This window comes from Glycomyces sp. NPDC048151, assembly GCF_043202775.1.
Taxonomy (GTDB): domain Bacteria; phylum Actinomycetota; class Actinomycetes; order Mycobacteriales; family Micromonosporaceae; genus Glycomyces.
Map to the genome: position 1 here is coordinate 53,310 of NZ_JBIDBB010000005.1, position 14,810 is coordinate 68,119.

Annotated in this window: 14 protein-coding genes and 1 pseudogene; 7 read left to right on the plus strand and 8 right to left on the minus strand. The window is 70.3% G+C overall.

The features are described from left to right. The first annotated feature begins 9 nt into the window (after nucleotides 1-9). Nucleotides 10-1,158: an RNA-guided endonuclease InsQ/TnpB family protein gene (locus ACGGCP_RS12985; protein WP_392965227.1), complete on the plus strand. Its 1,149-nt coding sequence runs from the start codon at nucleotides 10-12 to the stop codon at nucleotides 1,156-1,158. A 78-nt stretch (nucleotides 1,159-1,236) separates the two neighbouring features. On the opposite strand, the gene ACGGCP_RS12990 is transcribed toward ACGGCP_RS12985, so the two are convergent. The 3 genes from ACGGCP_RS12990 to ACGGCP_RS13000 all read right to left on the minus strand — a co-directional run bounded on the left by ACGGCP_RS12990 (nucleotide 1,237) and on the right by ACGGCP_RS13000 (nucleotide 4,341). Beyond that, nucleotides 1,237-2,076: a carbohydrate ABC transporter permease gene (locus ACGGCP_RS12990; protein WP_392965229.1), complete on the minus strand. Its 840-nt coding sequence runs from the start codon at nucleotides 2,074-2,076 to the stop codon at nucleotides 1,237-1,239. Next, nucleotides 2,073-2,960, minus strand: a complete 888-nt coding sequence (locus ACGGCP_RS12995; RefSeq protein ID WP_392965232.1) for a carbohydrate ABC transporter permease — start codon at nucleotides 2,958-2,960, stop codon at nucleotides 2,073-2,075. Before ACGGCP_RS12995 ends, ACGGCP_RS12990 begins: the two co-directional genes overlap by 4 nt. Nucleotides 2,961-3,036: 76 nt before the next feature. Then, a complete protein-coding gene (locus ACGGCP_RS13000) occupies nucleotides 3,037-4,341 on the minus strand; it encodes an ABC transporter substrate-binding protein (protein ID WP_392965235.1) in 1,305 nt (434 codons plus the stop codon). 244 nt (nucleotides 4,342-4,585) lie between these two features. Here ACGGCP_RS13000 and ACGGCP_RS13005 point away from each other — a divergent pair, with 244 nt between their 5' ends. Beyond that, the gene (locus ACGGCP_RS13005) at nucleotides 4,586-4,762 is read left to right on the plus strand and encodes a hypothetical protein (RefSeq protein WP_392965238.1); all 177 of its coding nucleotides are present in this window, start codon (nucleotides 4,586-4,588) and stop codon (nucleotides 4,760-4,762) included. Between the two features lie 42 nt (nucleotides 4,763-4,804). Further along, on the plus strand, nucleotides 4,805-6,016 hold the full coding sequence (locus ACGGCP_RS13010) for a NosD domain-containing protein (protein WP_392965240.1): 1,212 nt from the start codon (nucleotides 4,805-4,807) through the stop codon (nucleotides 6,014-6,016). A 48-nt stretch (nucleotides 6,017-6,064) separates the two neighbouring features. Here ACGGCP_RS13010 and ACGGCP_RS13015 read toward each other — a convergent pair whose 3' ends face one another. Then, the gene (locus tag ACGGCP_RS13015; protein WP_392965243.1) at nucleotides 6,065-6,649 is read right to left on the minus strand and encodes a TetR family transcriptional regulator; all 585 of its coding nucleotides are present in this window, start codon (nucleotides 6,647-6,649) and stop codon (nucleotides 6,065-6,067) included. Between the two features lie 90 nt (nucleotides 6,650-6,739). Here ACGGCP_RS13015 and ACGGCP_RS13020 point away from each other — a divergent pair, with 90 nt between their 5' ends. Beyond that, a complete protein-coding gene (locus ACGGCP_RS13020; RefSeq protein ID WP_392965245.1) occupies nucleotides 6,740-8,152 on the plus strand; it encodes an MFS transporter in 1,413 nt (470 codons plus the stop codon). 55 nt (nucleotides 8,153-8,207) lie between these two features. Here the strand turns inward: ACGGCP_RS13020 and ACGGCP_RS13025 are convergent, their stop codons facing one another. Together ACGGCP_RS13025 and ACGGCP_RS13030 are read right to left on the minus strand one after the other, a co-directional pair. After that, nucleotides 8,208-9,431 (minus strand): PP2C family protein-serine/threonine phosphatase, encoded by a 1,224-nt coding sequence (locus tag ACGGCP_RS13025; protein WP_392965248.1) that lies wholly within the window; start codon nucleotides 9,429-9,431, stop codon nucleotides 8,208-8,210. 122 nt (nucleotides 9,432-9,553) lie between these two features. After that, nucleotides 9,554-10,051 carry a cysteine hydrolase family protein gene (locus tag ACGGCP_RS13030; protein ID WP_392965250.1) on the minus strand — a complete coding sequence of 166 codons (498 nt, stop codon included), beginning with the start codon at nucleotides 10,049-10,051 and terminating at the stop codon, nucleotides 9,554-9,556. Here ACGGCP_RS13030 and ACGGCP_RS13035 point away from each other — a divergent pair. After that, nucleotides 9,992-10,249: pseudogene (locus tag ACGGCP_RS13035) on the plus strand (AraC family transcriptional regulator); the annotation flags it as partial. The gene ACGGCP_RS13030 and the pseudogene ACGGCP_RS13035 overlap by 60 nt on opposite strands. A 152-nt stretch (nucleotides 10,250-10,401) precedes the next feature. Here ACGGCP_RS13035 and ACGGCP_RS13040 read toward each other — a convergent pair. Continuing rightward, complete coding sequence (locus tag ACGGCP_RS13040; protein ID WP_392965253.1) at nucleotides 10,402-11,277, minus strand: alpha/beta fold hydrolase; 876 nt, start codon at nucleotides 11,275-11,277, stop codon at nucleotides 10,402-10,404. 133 nt (nucleotides 11,278-11,410) lie between these two features. On the opposite strand from ACGGCP_RS13040, the gene ACGGCP_RS13045 reads away from it, so the two are divergent. Continuing rightward, on the plus strand, nucleotides 11,411-11,977 hold the full coding sequence (locus ACGGCP_RS13045; protein ID WP_392965255.1) for a TetR/AcrR family transcriptional regulator: 567 nt from the start codon (nucleotides 11,411-11,413) through the stop codon (nucleotides 11,975-11,977). Between the two features lie 56 nt (nucleotides 11,978-12,033). Beyond that, complete coding sequence (locus tag ACGGCP_RS13050; protein WP_392965258.1) at nucleotides 12,034-13,245, plus strand: ROK family protein; 1,212 nt, start codon at nucleotides 12,034-12,036, stop codon at nucleotides 13,243-13,245. Nucleotides 13,246-13,270: 25 nt separating this feature from the next. On the opposite strand, the gene ACGGCP_RS13055 is transcribed toward ACGGCP_RS13050, so the two are convergent. Beyond that, nucleotides 13,271-14,767, minus strand: coding sequence for a cellulase family glycosylhydrolase (locus ACGGCP_RS13055; RefSeq protein WP_392965261.1), 1,497 nt, complete (start codon nucleotides 14,765-14,767; stop codon nucleotides 13,271-13,273). Between the last annotated feature and the right edge of the window lie 43 nt (nucleotides 14,768-14,810).

Consider the following 14,810-nt stretch of genomic DNA (forward strand, 5'->3'; position numbering starts at 1 on the left):
ATGTGAAATGTGAGTGTCCAAGTGCGTCACCGGGCCTACCGGTTCCGGTGCTACCCGAGTAGCGAGCAGGCTGAGCAGCTTGCCCGCACCTTCGGATGCGCCCGCCTGGTCTACAACAAGGCACTCGACTACCGGCACAAAGCCTGGTACCGACGTAAGGAGTCGGTCACCTACACACAAACCTCGGCCATGCTGACCAAATGGAAGCAGCGAAGCGACCTCGCTTTTCTCAACGAGGTCTCCAGCGTGCCGTTGCAGCAGACCCTGCGGCACCTCCAGAAGGGCTTCTCGACGTTCTTCAAAGGCCAGACCGGCTACCCGCGATTCAAGAAGAAACGCGTCCTGACCGGATCGGCCGAGTACACCAAGTCCGCGTTCCGCTGGCGCGGCGGCCAGCTCACACTCGCCAAACACGACCAGCCCTTGAAGATCCGCTGGTCTCGTGAACTTCCATACGGAGCGGTGCCGTCGACGGTGACCGTGTCGCGGGACGGTGCCGGTCGCTGGTTCGTGTCCCTCCTCGTGGAAGCAGACATCGCCGAGCTTCCGAAACGAACCGAAGCGGTCGGCGTCGACGCTGGAATCTCGGCCCTGTTCACTCTCTCCACCGGCGAGCACATCACCAACCCGCGCCACGAACGGCGTGGCCGTGACACGATCGGCAAGCGGCAGCGAGACCTGTCGCGCAAACAGCGGGGCTCGGCCAACTACCGCAAAGCCCAGATCAGTCTCGCCCGCGCCCATGCGCGCGTGTCCGACCGACGTCACGACCACCTGCACAAGCTCACCACTCGACTGGTTCGCGAAAACCAAACGATCGCTGTCGAGGACTTGCACGTGCGGGGGATGCTCGCCAGCCACACGCTCGCCCGCGCCATAGCCGACGCCTCGTGGGCGTCGTTTCGGCGCATGCTCGAATACAAGGCCGAGTGGTACGGCCGGGACCTGGTCGCCGTCGACCGGTTCTTCCCGTCGTCGAAAACCTGCTCGGCCTGTGGAATATTGAAAGACAGCATGCCGTTGCATGTCCGTGTTTTCGCATGCCCATGCGGGCACACCGAAGACCGGGACGTGAACGCCGCGAAGAACATTCTGGCCGCCGGGCTGGCGGACAGTCGAAACGCCTGCGGAGACGGTGTCAGACACGATCCCTCCTAGGGTGAGTGCAACTGTCGATGAAACAGGAAACCCGGTGGGCGACCACCGGAATCCCCTCCCCTCAGGGAAGGGAGGAAGTCAACCTTTCACCGCGCCTAGGGTGAGGCCCGCGACGATGTGGCGCTGGAGCGTGAGGGTCAGCAGGATGACCGGCAGCGAGTACACCGCGGCGAGCGCCGTCATCGCGCCCCAGTCGAGCCCGAACTGCGTCTGGAAGTTCGCGATCACGATCGGCGTCGTCTGCGCGCGCACCGAGGTGAGCAGCAGCGCGAACAGGAACTCGTTCCACGAGGCGAGGAACGCGAAGATCGCCGTCACCGCCAGGCCGCCGGACACCACCGGCAGCACGACCCGCCACAGCGCCCCGAGCCGCGACGCGCCGTCCATCTTCGCGGCCTCCTCGAGCTCTTCAGGGACCGCCTCGAAGAAGCTCGCCATGAGCCAGATCGAGAGCGGCAGCGAGATCGTCGTGTGGGCGATCGCGAGGGCGAACGAGGTGTCACTGATCCCCAAGGCGCGCATGGTCTCCACCAGCGGCGCCCCGATCGCGATCGTCGGCACCATCCGGGTGACGAGCGCCGCGAGCACGAACACCCGCCCGCTCGGCGTGCGGAACCTGGTGACCGCGTAGGCCGCCGGAACCGCGAGCACCAGGGAGATCAGCGTGCTGAGCACGGCCGTCATCACGCTGTTGATGAGCGCCGGGGCGACGCCTTCCTTCGCGAGGGCCGCCACGTAGTTCTCCAGCGTCCACGCGTCCGGGACCACCGTGGGGGGCACCGCGATCGCCTCGCTCGGAGGCTTGAACGACGTGAGCAGCAGGTACGCGAACGGGAATCCGTACAGCACCAGGATCACGGCGAGCAGGACGCCGAGGATCGCCTTCGTCGACCGCTTGCGGGTCTCGATGCCGTTCATCGCGCCTCCCCCGGCCGCCAGATCATGGAGACGGCCACCGCCGCGACCAGGAGCATCCCGATCAGGTAGATCGTGCCCATCGCGCTGGCCAGTCCGATGTCGCCGTAGCGGGTCATGGTGCGGTAGATGAGCAGGCTGAGCGTGGTCGTGCTCTCCTGCGGGCCGCCGTTGGTCTGGATGAGGATGATGTCGAACGCGCGGGCCGCGTCGATGCCGCGCACGATGAGCGCGACGGCGATGACGGGGCGCAGCAGCGGGATGATGACCCGGAACAGCATCGTCGGGTACCGCGCCCCGTCGATGCGGGCGGCTTCGAGGATCTCGCCCGGGATGGTCTGGAGTCCGGCGAAGAGCACCAGGGTGATGAACGAGGTCGTCAGCCAGATGTCCGGGAGGGCCACGGAGAAGAGCGCGATCGTCGGGTCGCTCAGCCAGCCGATCTGGCTGGGGCTCTGGAGGATGCCGACCCGGAAGAGGAGCTCGTTGAGGATGCCGAAGTTGTCGATGAGCAGGAACCGCCACAGGAGTCCGGCGACGACGGGGGCGATCATGAGCGGGTACATGAAGATCGTGCGGAACACGGCCGAGCGGCGGCCCAGCGCCGCGAAGATGAGCGCGACGGCGAGTCCGAGCGCGAATTCGAGCGCGACGACGACGACCGTGTAGACGACGGTGCGGAGCGACGCGCCCTGGAACGAGGCCGAGGCGAACGCTTCGATGAAGTTCTGGAGGCCGACCGGGGTGCGGGGGCCGCCCGCGATCGGCGAGATGTCGTAGAAGGCGTTCGAGACGAACCGGATGAGCGGCCAGAGCACGAAGGCTATGAGGAAGAGGGCTGCCGGCGCCATGAGCAGCAAGGCGAACCGGCGATCGGAGACACGCACAGTGGATGGTCTTTCTGGTCGGTCGGGGCGGCCGGCCGCTGCGGAGCGGTCGGCCGCCGGTGCGGGCGGTCGGCGGTTACTGGAGGATCGCCTCGATCTGCGCCTCCGCCTCCTTCAGCAGGGCGGCGTTGTCCGCCCCGGGCTCGACGGCCTTCTGCAGCATGGGCGTGAGCACGGTGTCGACGATCTCCTGCCACTGCGGCGTCGCCGGGCGGGCGCGGGTGGCCGGGGCGTTGAGCGTCTCGAGGATTGCGGGGTAGTTCTCCCTGCCCGCGACGCCCGCCTGCGACTCGAACGCCGAGATGCGCGCGACCAGGCCGAGCGACGTGTCGATCGAGAGGTCGTTGTGCTCGTAGGCGAACGCGATGAAGTCCTTCGCCAGGTCCTGCTTCGTGCCCGCGGCGGGCGCCGAGAGGTACCAGGCGCCGGGCACGCCCGCGACGCCGCCCGCGCCCCCGATCATGGGGGCCGCGCCGATCTGGCCCGCGACGGGGGAGTCGGCCGGGGTCTGGGTGTAGGCGTGGCCCCAGAACCGCATCATGGCGAGCTGCCCCTGGTAGAAGAGGTTCTGCGCTCCGGCCCAGTCGAGCTGCGCTGCACCGGCGGGGGCGTAGGGCAGCAGGCTCGTGTAGTAGTCGAGCGCCGCGAGGTGCTCGGCGTCGTCGATCGTGACCTCGCCGGTGTCGGGGTCGAGGACCATGTGCTCCTCGCCGGTCTGCGAGACCGTGGCGAGCCACTCGGTCTCCACGGCGCCCTTGACGTCGGTGCCGTAGAGGTCGATCTCGCCGTCGCCGTCGGTGTCGCGCGTGAAGAACTCGGCGGCGTCGCGGTACTGCTCCCAGGTCGTCGGCGGCGCGAGCGGGTAGCCGTATTTCGCCTCGAAGTCGGCCTGGTTCTGCGGATCCTCGAACAGGTCGGTGCGGTAGTAGAGGATCTCGGAGTTGGTGAAGACCGGCATGCCGACGTACTCGCCGCCGACCTGCGCCTCGCTCACCAGGCCTGGGAAGAGGTCCGCTTTCACGTCGTCGGTGAACAGGTCGCCGAGGGGCGTGACGCCGTCGGCGAAGGCGCTCAGCCAGATCGCATCGAGCGCGGCGACGTCGAAGGACACGCTGCCCGATCCGAGCTCGGACTGGATGCGGTCGTAGAGGCCGTCGTACGGCAGCTCGACGAACGTGACCGTCGTTCCGGTCTCCTGCTCGTACAGGTCGGCGATCGGCTGGAGTTCCGCCAGCCCGCCGCCTTCGACGAGGACGGTGAGCTCGTCCTCGGCGGGGGCGCCGCCTGCGCCGCAGCCGGTGAGCGCGAGCGCGCCCGCCGTCACCACGGCGGTTCCGAGGGATGCGGTCCGGACACGACCGCTGGTATCGCGAAGCGACATGACTTCGACTCCGTTCTTGTAGCAGCACTGCTACCCGTGAGGGGCCACCTGGGCGGGTGACAAAACGTTTTGACAAAACGTCTTGGCACGAGTCTGCAACCCGTGGCGGGCGAGTGTCAATGCCAAACACCGGTTAACTTCCGCCAAAATCGTTTGGCGCATTGACCTGCGGCGACGAACGGTCCTAGCATCGGTCAGCACGATGCCAAATCCATTTGGCTCCCCTCGATGAAGAAGGAGCGCCATGACCTCCCCACCGACCGGCCCCAGCCGCCGCACACTCCTCCTCGCCGCCGGCGCCGTCGGCGTCCTGACGGGCCTCGGCGCCCCCCGGGCGGCCAGCGCCGAACCGGAAGCGCCCTCCGCGCAGGAGACCGCACCCCAGGAGCGGCCGCACCGCACCCTCCTCGGCCTCATCTAGCCCCCACGAACCCCATCTACCTCGACGAAGCGGGAGACCACCATGCCCTCGACCATCTACGACGTGACCACCTGGACCATCCCCGGCAGCCCCGGCACGACCGCGTACACCGACATCGGCGCCGTCGTGAACAGCATCATCGCCGACATCAAGACGAACCAGCCCAATCAGGGCGCGAAGCCCGGCGCCGTCGTCTACATCCCCCCGGGCGACTACTCGCTGAAGACCCGGATCGTCATCGACGTCAGCTACCTGCAGATCAAGGGGTCCGGGCACGGGTTCACCTCCTCGAGCATCCGCTACAACAGCGGCGACACCTCCGGCTGGTGGGAGGTCTGGCCGGGCGGCAGCCGCATCAAGGTCGAGAACACAGACGGGAACGCGGAGGCGATCCTCATCCACCGTGGCGGCTCACCGCGCCTGAGCTCGATCGAACTGGTCGACTTCTGCCTCGACGGGCTCTCGTTCACCTCGAACCAGAACAGCTACCGCAACGGCAAGATCGGCGTGCGTTCCACGAGCGACACCGACTCGCTCCGGATCGCCGGGATGGGCATGGTGTACCTCGAACGCGGTGTCGTGCTCACCGGTGTGGACGCGTTGCAGCTCAACGGGAACTTCATCGCCGAGTGCGGCAGCTGCGTCGAACTCGTGGGCTCCGGGCAGGCCTCGATGGTCAACGGCAACCACTTCGGAGCGGGGCCCGCTGGGTTCTCGGTCTTCGCCGAAGGGCACTTCGGACTCAACGTGACGGGCAACAACATCTTCCCGCGCGGCAAGAGCTCGGTGCACCTGAAGAACTGCAACGACTCCACGGTCTCGGCGAACCGCCTCCACTCGTTCTCGTCCGGCATGGTGACCCTCGAAGGCGACTGCCGCAACAACCTCGTCGGCGCGAACCATTTCCTGCGCAACCGCGAGTCCTTCGGCCCGTTCCAGGGCGTGCCGCTCACGACCGACGACCTGTTCGGCCTGGTGCACGTCAACGGCAGCGGCAACACCGTGACGGGCAACCACTTCACCTACGACGTGCCCTCCTCCTCGATCACCCCCTCGGGAGCGGTGCCGACCATCGTCCTGGTGAAGTCGGGGAGCGGCAACTACCTGGCGATGAACCACCATGTCGCGAACGTGGGCGTCCGCTCGGCCGTGCTCGACGGCAGCACGACCAACACGAAGGTGCTCGACTCCGGGACGACCGCCGAGTTCCAGGCGCTCAGCGGGGCGACCTATGGATTCCGCGCGACGCCGTAGCATTCGCGACCCCGGGCATCTCGGAGCGGCGGGGGTCCGGGGTCGAACTCAGTCGGCGGGCGTGCGGAGTACTGAGCGCACGCTCGCCGTCGCGACCTCGGCGACGTTCTGCTCGGTGAGGGTCCCGGCGCGCAGCTGCTCCGCGGCGCCGTGCAGGAGGTACTGCACGACGCTCACGAGCCAGGCGAGCGGCATGTCCGTCCTGAAGACGCCCTCGCGCCGACCGCGCCGCAGGAGGTCCTCCATCCGCTTCGCCGGTTCGGCGTGGAGCTCGCGGAGGCGTCCGGGGGGCAGGACCCCTTGCGCCGCTTCGAGGAGCGCTGAGGACTCGGCCACGAGCGCCCAGCTCGACGCCAGGAGCCGGTCCAGGACCTCGCCGGGGTCGCCTTCCATGTCGACCGTCGCGAGCTTCGCCTCGCCCGCCTCCATCGCGGCGGCGAGTGCGGCGTCGACGAGGTCGGCGCGGGTCTTGAAGTGCCCGTAGAGGGTCATGCGCCCGACCTCGGCGGCTGCCGCGATGGTCTCGATGGTGGCGTCCGGGTCCTCGCTGAGGCAGGTGCGGGCGGCGGCCACGATGCGGGCGATGCTGCGTTCGGCGTCGGCGCGTCGGCGGGGCCGGGTCTGCGAAGTCATGCCCCCAGTTTATCTCGTACAGGAATATACGAGTTAAGCTCTCGGTTGTAACTCGTACTCGAACATACGACTTATCACCGGAGGGTGGTCATGACAACGACCGACAACGAAGCGCCGACGGCGCCGCACCCGCTGCGGTGGCGCCTGCTCGGGCTCCTCGGCGCGGCCCAGCTGATGCTCATCGTCGACATCACCGTGGTGGCGATCGCGCTGCCCCACATCGAAACCGAGCTCGGACTCAGTCGCGAAGCGCTCACCTGGACGGTGAGCGCCTACACCTTGGCCTTCGGCGGACTCATGCTCCTGGGCGGACGCGTCGTCGACCTGGTCGGGGCGAAACGCGTCGTCCTGGCAGGCCTGCTGCTCTTCACCGCGGCGTCCCTCGCGACCGGCCTCGCCGAGTCGACCGAGATGCTCCTCGGTGGCCGCATCGCCCAAGGCGTCGGAGCGGCGCTCCTCTCGCCCGCCGCGCTCTCGCTGGTCGTGACGCTGTTCGACGGCGAAGAGCGGCACAAGGCGCTCGGCGTCTGGTCCGCGCTCGGCGGCGCCGGAGCGGCACTCGGCCTGCTGCTGGGCGGCCTGCTCACCGCCGGGCCCGGCTGGTCGTGGGTGTTCTTCGTGAACGTCCCGATCGGCGCGGCCATCACGGCCGGACTCGCCGTGATGCTGCCCGGCAGGCTTGCGACCGCGCCGCGCGCCCGCCTCGACGTGCTCGGCGCGCTGCTGGTGACGGCCTCGTCGGCGGTGCTCATCTACGCGCTCATCGGGGCCGGCGAACGCGGATGGGCCTCGGCCGCGACAGGACTGCTCGTACTCGCAGCGATCGTCGGGTACGGGCTCTTCACCCTCTGGCAGCGCATCGCCCGGTCCCCGCTCATGGATGTGCGCCTGCTGGTGCGCCGCCCGGTGGCGACCGGCACCTTCCTCATCCTCATGGCGACCGCCCTGATGATCGCCGGGTTCTTCCTGGGCACGTTCTACTTCCAGCACGCCCTCGGCTACGGCGCGCTCCGGACGGGCCTGCTGTTCCTGCCGGTCGCGGTCGCGACCATGCTGGGCGCCAACGCGACCGGGAAGCTGCTCGCCCGCGTCGGCGGCCGCACGCTCGCCGTCGTCGGGCTGCTCGTCGCGGCCGCGGGCCTCGCCGTCCCCGCGCTGTGGATGCACCCGGCGGCCGTGACGGCCGGGGTCGCGCTGGCCGGGGCCGGGACCGGAGCGCTGTTCGTCGTCGCGTCGGCGACGGCACTCGGCCAGGTCGCGCCGCACGAGGCCGGTGTCGCCTCCGGCCTCGTGAGCACGTTCCACGAGTTCGGCGCGTCGATCGGCGCCGCGGTCGTCTCCAGCGTGGCGGCGGCCAGCCTCATCGGCGACACCCTCGGCGGCTTCACCGACGGCTTCGTCGTGGCAGCGGCGGCCGCCGCCGCGGGCGCGATCGTCGCGGGCCTCCTGACGCCCCGGCGCTCCGCCGCCTCCGAGGCGGCGGCGAATCACCCCGTCCACTGAGGAGGACCGTGGTCTCCGACGCCCGCACGCGGGCACCGGAGACCACGGTCGCCGTCTACAGCCGGGCGATGACCAGCGAGATGTCGTCGTGCGCTCCGGCGGCCACCCCGAGGTCGGCCAGCGCCGCGTCCGCCAGCTCCTCGGGCGCGAGCGCGGAGTGGCGCGCCACCGTCTCGCACAAGCGCCGCAGGCCCACGTCGATGTCCTCGCCCCGCCGTTCGATCAGCCCGTCGGTGTACAGCACGAGCGTGTCGCCCCAGGCGTACGGGTGCCCGGCCTGCGAGCAGGGGACGTGCTGCGGGCGTGCGCCCAGCGGCGGGTCGAGCACCTGGTCGAGCAGGTCGCATTCCCCGGACGGGTGCACCAGGATCGGGGGCGGGTGGCCGGAGTTGCTGTAGATGATGAGCTTGCTCGCCGGGTCGACCATCGCCTCGACGGCCGTGGAGTTGAGCGCGTCCTCCATCGTGCGCGCGTACAGGCCGAGGACTTCGAGGGCGTGGGCGGGCCGCTCCAGCGCGCGGACGGCGGCGTTGAGCACGCTGCGGAGCATGCCCATGACCGCGGCGGCCTCGAGGCCGTGGCCGACGACGTCGCCGACGCCGAGCGCGAAGCGGCCGGTGGCGAGGTCGATCACGTCGTACCAGTCGCCGCACACGTTGAGGCTCTCGGTGGCGGGCAGGTAGCGCACGGCGACGTCGGTGTGGTTCTCGAGGTCGGGCGTCAGCAGCATGGCCTTCTGGAGGGTGACGGCCACCTGGCGGTCCCGGAGGTTGGCGGCGCTGAGCTCGAGGTTGAGGTGCTGCAGCTCGCGGGCCCGTTCGAAGAGCTCGGCCTCGAGCGCCATCGCCTTGGACGGCACCCGGGTGTGCGGGTGGCGGAACCCGCGGGACTGGACGAACGCCGTCACGTCCTCGGCCCTGATGAGGATCCATTCGACCGGGCTGTCCGGGCCGGGGATCGGCACGTTGATGAGCGACCACCAGCGCTCCTCGAACCCGCCGTCCTCGACGGGGACGTCGTACTTCTGCAGGGCCATGGTGTGCGGCCGCGCGGTCTCCATGACCCGGTTGAGCGAGGACCGGACGTCCCGTTCGCTGTGCACTTCGGGGTCGTTCTCGGGGAAGACCTCGAAGATCTCCCGCCCGACCAGGTCCTCGGGCGACTTGCCGGTGGCCGCCGTGTAGGCCGGGTTGGCGGCGACGATCACCATCTCCCGGGTGATCACCACGCACGGGGTGGGTATCGCCGCGAACAGGGCGACGTAGTCCAGATCCGCCATGGAGGCTCCGTTCGGTTCAGGCGCCGACGTTGCCGGAGGGATTCGTCGTTCATCAGTATCGCCTGATCAGCGGCGGTTCGTTCCGTTTCCGCGATCCGCTCCCGCCGCCGCGTCGGCGGGCGTCATCCGAGCAGCCCGGCGATTCCGGCCGAGTCGACGACGCGGGCGATGCGCCACAGGCCGAGCCAGCTGTCCGGGTGGACGGACTCGTCCAGCAGCGCGGCGTTCACCTGCGCGTCGGGGTCGGCGCAGGCGTCGGCACACACGGCCACCTCGTAACCGGCGTCGTACGCCCATCGGGCGGTGGACAGCACGGTCCCCGAGGTGGCGACCCCGGCGATGAGGACGCGGCCGATGCCGCCCTGCTGGAGGCGGGCGTGCAGGTCGGTGCCGGCGAACGCGCCGAGCCTGGGCTTGCCCAGGGCGGGCTCGTCGCCGAGCGGCGCCGCCGCGGGATGGAGCCGTTCACGCATCGCCTCATGGACGACGGGGAAGACCGGCAGCCCCGCGGACCGGGCTTCCCGGAGCGCGCGGGACGCGCCTTCGGCCACCTGGGGGTCATGAAGACCCGCCCGTTCCTGGAGGCCCGCGGCGTCAAGGCCCTGGACGTGCCCTTCCACGCCGAAGGGAACATCGCGACGGCGGGCGGCTGCCTGGCCTCGCAGTACCTGGCGGCCTGGACGATCACCAGGACCCTCGGCGAGGACGCCGCCCGCGCCGTCATCGACTACGTGGCCCCCTACGGCGAGAACGAGGAGACCGTCGAGCGCGCCATGCGCGCCGTCCGGAGCGGCCGCACGGCCGCCGTCCAGGGGTAGCGGCACGCGGCCACTGAGGACGGCCCGCCGATTAGTGGCGGACCCGGGCGCGGCGCGGCCGCCGTCCCTGTCCAGTGGAGACGGCGGCCGCGGGATCACGGCGGGAGCGAGCGGCTCCCGGTCAGGCGGTGGCGAGTGCGCGGGTGTCTTCGTCAGGCGGCGGGCGCGTGCGCGTTGAGCAGCTCGGCGAGCACGTCGGGCCGTTCCACGGCGATGAAGTGGCCCGCCCCGGGCACCTGGGTGAACTCGGCGTCGGGGAGCAGCGAGCGGTTCGCCTCGCGGTCCGAGGTCCGCGACCAGTCGCGCTCGCCGTAGACGAGGTGGACGGGCGCCGCGACGTCGCGGTAGCGGGCGCGGGCCGCGATCAGGCTGGGGAGGGCCTGGTACACGCCGCGGGCCACGGCCGCGTAGCCGGGACGGGTGCCGACCTGGAGCAGTTCGTCCAAGTAGTCGTCCTTGAGCGCGCCCTTGTCGACCAGGCCCCCTTGCAGGATCTTGCGGAGCGCGGGCTTGGGCTCGATCCCGGCGACGACCGGGCCGATGCCCGGGGCGAGGGCGCCGGTGACCACGGCGCGGGCGAGCAGGCTCGAGCGGGCGACGCCGCCGCGGAAGTCGTACGCGTTCACCGCGACGACGCGCCGCACCCGTTCGGGCCGGTCGGCCGCGGCGGTCACGGCCAGGACCGCGCCCATGGACTCCCCGAGCAGCGTCGCGTCTCGCAGGTCGAGCTCGTCGAGCAGGCGCTCGACCCCGGCCCGCATCGCGGGCTCGTCGTAGGACGCGCCGGGCACGATCGCTGAGTAGCCCATGCCCGGCAGGTCCAGGGCGTAGACGGTGTAGCGGTCGGACACCAGCGGGATGAGGGAGCGGAAGTGCTCGGCCTGCGTGCGCACGGTGTGGAGGAGGACCAGCGGCGCCCCGCGCCCGGCCTTGAGGTAGCGGAGCTCGCCCTCGCCGTCGCGGCGGGGGGCGAGCGTGTGGCTGGTCGTACCCGGGATCGTGATCGTGGGCGTCGCTTGGCTGGACATTGCTGCTGTTCCTCTGGTGTCGTGCGATAGAAAACCGATCGGTTTTCTCAATGGTAAACCGATCGGTTTGCATTCCGCAAGTGTTTGAAACCGATCGGTTTTCGAAGTCGCGAAATCGAGCTAACCTGGCACGGTGACCACCGACCTGAAGCCGAACTCCCGCGACCGCCTCCTGGAGGCGGCCGCCGCGCTCACCTACCGCGAAGGCGTCGGCATCGGCATCGAAGCGCTCTGCAAGGCCGCCGGGGTGTCGAAGCGCTCGATGTACCAGCTCTTCGCCAGCAAAGGCGAGCTGCTGGCCGCGAGCCTGGAACGCCGCTCCGCCGCGTACGTGGCGGGCCTCCTGCCCCCCGACGAGAAGGACGCGCCCCGCGAGCGGATCCTGCACGTCTTCGAACAGGTCATACTGCAAGCGGCCGACCCCGAGTTCCGCGGCTGCCCGTACCTCTCGGCGGAGATCGAGCTGAAGGACCCCGACCACCCCGCGAGCCGGGTCGCGCGAGCAGTCAAGGAGAGCCTGACCGGCTTCTTCCGCGCCGAGTCCGCACAAGGCGGCGCGACCGACCCCGATCTGCTCGCCCGCCAGCTCACCCTCGTCTTCGACGGCGCCAGCGCCCGCGCGGGCATCGGCGCCGAGCACCTCGACGGCTTCCTCGTCCCCACCGTGACCGCCTTGCTCGACGCCGCCGACCTGCGCTGACCCCCTCCAGTAGGGTGGTGCGAACCGGCTGCCGCCCAAGGGACCAGGAGACTGCATTGCGAGCATTCGGCGCGGACACGCGCCTGCCCACGGTCGCCCTGGTCCTCGACCTCCTCCGCGAGCGCACCACCGTCAGCCGCGTCGAACTGGCCGAAGCCACCGGACTCACCCGCGCCACCATCACCAACGCCGTCCGTAAACTCATCGACCTGGGCTTCGTCCACGAAGTCGGGACCGCCCGGTCCCAGCGTGGCACGCCTCGGCGGCTCCTCGAACTCCAGCCCAAGGCCTGCCACATGGTCGGCGTCCAGTTCGACTCGTACGCGGCCGTCGCCGTCGTCGTCGACCTCGCCGGAGCGGTCGTCGCCCGGCGCGAGCTGCCCGCGCCCGGCGGCCGCGACCCGGACGCCGTCGTCCCCGAATTCGCGGCCCTCGTGCGCGACCTCCTCGCCTCGGCGGGCCTCGCCCGCCCCGACGTGCTCGGCATCGGCCTCGCCACCTACGGACCCCAGGACCGCGACGCGGGCGTCCTGCTCACCCCGCAGCCGACCCCGGCCTGGCAGGGCTACCCGCTCGCGGCGGCGCTCGCCGAAGCGACCGGCCTGCCCGTCGCCATCGAGAACGACGCCACCGCGGCCGGCATCGGGGCGCAGACGCCCGGGGACCCGCAGCCGAACTTCGCCGTCGTCTTCATGTCCGGCGGCATCGGCGCGGGCCTCATCATCGACGGCCGCCCCTACCGCGGGGCGACCTCGAACGGCCTGGAACTGGGCCACATCTCCGTCGACTCCGAGGGCCCCCGATGCGTGTGCGGGAACCGCGGCTGCGTGGACGGCGTCGCCGGGCCCGTCGCGGTCACCGACCGCGCCCGCAGCGACCCGGCACTGGCCGCGCGCCTCGGCCTCGTCGGCGATCCGCTCGCCGACTTCCGGAGCGTCGCCGCGGCGGCCGCCGCGGGCGACCCCGAAGCGGGCGCGCTCATCGGGGTCTCGACGCGGGCGCTGGCGGTCGCGGTGGTGAGCATGGTGAACCTGCTCGACGTCGGCCGGGTCGTGCTGGTGGGCAACGCGTTCGCGGACATCGGCCCGGTCTACCGCCAGGCGCTGCAGGACGAAGTGGACCGGGCCGTGTTCATGCGCCACGTGCACGAGGTGCGGGTGGAGCTCGCCGCCGACGTCTCCTGCGCCGCGGCCGTCGGTGCCGCGATGGTGGTGCTGCGCAACCTGCTCGAATCGCCGAACGTCGGCGACCGGCCAGCCGAGGGCTGACCGGTCGCTTCAGTGCCTTTTCTGGTTACAGGTAAGGGCTCTGGGTGAGCAGGTGGCTCCGATACCCTTCGCCGACACCGGGTTCCGGCGTGCCTGACCAGTCCTTGATGAGGACCGCGCCGGTGGTGCAGCCCCACGGGTTCCAGGTCCACGCGAGGTAGCTCATGCCGTTCGCGTCGGCCCAGTCCACCAGCTGCTGCATGTAGTCGAACGCGCAGTCGTCCTGGCCGAACTCGCCGAGGACGACCGGCACCTCCTGCATCAGCGGGGCGATCTCGGCGTCCCAGCAGGACGCGGTCACGCACCGGTTGAAGCTGTACGCGTGCCAGGACGCGGCGATGTTGTCCAGCGGGTCGTTCGGCATGTAGGCCAGCCATTCCCGCATGTCGTTGGTCCATTCGAGCCCGCTGACCATGAGCATGTTCGTGGCGCCGGTGCCGCGGACCGCGTCGACGAGGTCCTGCATGCCGGCCACCTCGTACCCGATGCCGGCGCAGGTGCCGCCGTCGCGCAGGCACTGCCAGCCCAAGGTCTTGTCCCAGTTGCTGGCCATGTCCGGGTACGGCTCGTTGAACAGGTCGAAGACGACGGCGTCGTCGCCCTTGAAGGTCTCGGCGACGCCGGCCCAGAACTGCGGGGCGTACTGCGCGTCGGGCATCGGCTTCTGGCAGGTGGCGTGCACGTCGGTGCAGTGCCAGTCCGGTCCTGTGGTGTAGGCGCCCCAGGTCCAGTGCAGGTCGAGGATGACGTTGAGGCTGTTGGCGACCAGGAGGTCGACGTAGTCCTCGACGCCTTGCTGATAGGCGGCGCCGCTGGGTGTGCCGTTGAGGCCGAGCCAGCACTCCTCGTTGAGCGGGAGGCGCACGGTGCGGATGTTCCAGGACTTCATGGCGTCGACGGACGCCTGGTCGACCGGGCCGGAGTCGAACAGTCCCTTGCCCTGCACGCACGCGAACTCGGTCGAGGACCGGGACACGCCCAGCAGCCGGTACGGGTCGCCGTCCTCGGTGACGATCTGGTTGCCGGAGACGCTGAGCTCCGGTGCCGGACCGTCCGGCGGGTCGGTGGTCGGGTCGTCGGTGGGGGTCTCGGTCGGCTCGCCTTCGTCACCGCAGGCGACGCCGTTGAGGGTGAAGGAGGTCGGGGCCTCGGTCGATCCCGACCCGATGAAGCCGAAGACCTCGCGGGTCTGCCCGGCGGCGATGGCGCCGTTCCAGCCGACGTCGGTGCCGGAGAAGGCGCCGCCGGTCTGGCTCCAGTCGACGTTCCAGGCGCTGGTGACGGTGGTGTCGCCGGGGAACTCCCAGGCGAGGTCCCAGCCGTCGACCGCAGATGCGGCGGTGATGCTGACGCTGGCCTGGAACCCCGAGCCCCAGGAGCTGACGACGCGGTAGTCCACGTCGCAGCCCTGCTGCGCGGAGGCCTGGTTCGCGGTGGTGAGGCCGAGCGCCGCCGCGATGACGGCGGTAGCGCCGATCGCGGTGACCGCCAGGCGTTTTCGATGGCTGCTATTGATCTGCATATGCCCGATCCCTTCGGACGGCAATGTGGGAAGCGCTCCCAAG

Excerpts from the sequence above, each read along its gene's own strand:
- ACGGCP_RS13010 (WP_392965240.1), top strand. The coding sequence starts at position 4,805 with ATGCCCTCGACCATCTACGACGTGACCACCTGGACCATCCCCGGCAGC.
- ACGGCP_RS13025 (WP_392965248.1), bottom strand. The coding sequence starts at position 9,431 with ATGGCGGATCTGGACTACGTCGCCCTGTTCGCGGCGATACCCACCCCG.
- ACGGCP_RS13000 (WP_392965235.1), bottom strand. The coding sequence starts at position 4,341 with ATGTCGCTTCGCGATACCAGCGGTCGTGTCCGGACCGCATCCCTCGGA.
- ACGGCP_RS13055 (WP_392965261.1), bottom strand. The coding sequence starts at position 14,767 with ATGCAGATCAATAGCAGCCATCGAAAACGCCTGGCGGTCACCGCGATC.
- ACGGCP_RS13020 (WP_392965245.1), top strand. The coding sequence starts at position 6,740 with ATGACAACGACCGACAACGAAGCGCCGACGGCGCCGCACCCGCTGCGG.
- ACGGCP_RS13005 (WP_392965238.1), top strand. The coding sequence starts at position 4,586 with ATGACCTCCCCACCGACCGGCCCCAGCCGCCGCACACTCCTCCTCGCC.
- ACGGCP_RS12990 (WP_392965229.1), bottom strand. The coding sequence starts at position 2,076 with ATGAACGGCATCGAGACCCGCAAGCGGTCGACGAAGGCGATCCTCGGC.
- ACGGCP_RS13015 (WP_392965243.1), bottom strand. The coding sequence starts at position 6,649 with ATGACTTCGCAGACCCGGCCCCGCCGACGCGCCGACGCCGAACGCAGC.
- ACGGCP_RS13040 (WP_392965253.1), bottom strand. The coding sequence starts at position 11,277 with ATGTCCAGCCAAGCGACGCCCACGATCACGATCCCGGGTACGACCAGC.